The following is a 1,364-nucleotide window of genomic DNA, read 5'->3' as shown; positions in this document are numbered from 1 at the left end:
GGAGCCGTGACCCCCCTTGTCCTCGTCGCGCAGCCCCTGCCAGGCCGCGATCCCGCCGGTTCCGAGCGCCACCACGACCGCCACGGCCACGGCGATCCTCATCCGCCGCCCGCGCCGGGGCGCCTCGGCCTCCCGCCGCGGCCGGCTGCCGAGCTCCCGCTCCCGCTCCGGGTCCGCTCCTGCGTCCCGCTCCGGCGCCGGCCCGCCGGACACGGGCGGCGCGCCCGCCCCGTCGGGCGCCGGCTGCGGACCGGCGATGACCGTGAGCGGGGGTCCGAAGAAACCCTCGGCCGCCGGGGACACGGTGACCGCCGTCGACGGGCGGACGACCCCGTCCGGCAGGCCCGGTTCGACAACCCCGTCCGACGCGTACTCCGCGGCGGGAACCGCGGGGCCGGGAGCCCCGGGCCCGCCCGCCGCGGACGGCCCCGCCGCCAGGAGGGTCAGGAGGCCGGGGACGGTGGGGCGGGCCGCCGGGTCCTTGGTCAGGCAGGACTCGACCAGGGGGCGCAGCTGCGGCGGCAGGCCCGTCAGGTCCGGGTCCTCGTAGACCACCTGGAAGGCGACGGCATGGAAGCTGTCGCCGTTGAACGGGCCGTGGCCGGTGGCCGCGTGGACCAGGACCGAGCCGAGGGCGAACACGTCCGCGGCCGGGCCCACTTCACCGCGCCCGAACTGCTCCGGTGCCATGAACGGCGGCGTGCCGACCATCACCCCGGTCCCGGTCAGCGCCGTCGCCTCGGCCCCGGGCCCGGTCACGGCCCGCGCGATGCCGAAGTCGATGACCCGCGGCCCGTCCTGCGCGAGCAGCACGTTGCCGGGCTTGAGGTCCCGGTGCACCAGCCCCACCCGGTGGATGTCCCGCAACGCCTCGACCAGCCCGGCTGCCAGCATCCACACCTCGGCCGCCGGCAACGGGCCCTGCGCGTGCACCCGTTCGGCCAGTGAGGGCCCGGTCACGAACAGGGTGGCCAGCCACGGCGCCGCCGCGTCGGAGTCCGCGTCCACCACCGGCGCGGTGAACGCCCCGCTGACCTGCCGGGCGGCCGCGACCTCGCGGCGGAACCGCTGCCGGAACGCGGGGTCACCGGCCAGCTCGGGCCGGATGACCTTGACGGCGACCTGCCGCCCGGACAGCGACCGCGCGCGGTAGACCACGCCCATCCCGCCCTCGCCGAGCCTGCCCTCCAGCCGGTAGCCGCCGACCGTGCGCGGATCACCGTCCCGCAGCGTCACGTTCCCAACCCCCGCCGTTCCCACGGTCCGACGTCCGTACGGACCGGGATCAGGGTAGCCCCGGCTCTCCGTGCGCCGCGCAGTCTTCCGCCCGGCCACGGCGGGCAGCGGCCGCGGTCCCCGTAGAC

Annotated in this window: 1 protein-coding gene; it reads right to left on the bottom strand. The window is 77.8% G+C overall.

Going from position 1 to position 1,364, the window contains the following annotated elements; all coding sequences use genetic code 11:
- Window positions 1-1,236: serine/threonine-protein kinase (locus tag VR44_RS10590; protein WP_045947172.1), on the bottom strand; the 1,236-nt coding region annotated here is incomplete at its 3' end.
- Between the last annotated feature and the right edge of the window lie 128 nt (window positions 1,237-1,364).

Origin of the sequence: Streptomyces katrae, from assembly GCF_000966975.1 — a bacterium.
GTDB classification, from domain to species: Bacteria; Actinomycetota; Actinomycetes; order Streptomycetales; family Streptomycetaceae; genus Streptomyces; species Streptomyces katrae.
The sequence above is the reverse complement of the archived record's forward strand: the minus strand, read 5'-3'. Positions and strand labels throughout refer to the sequence as shown.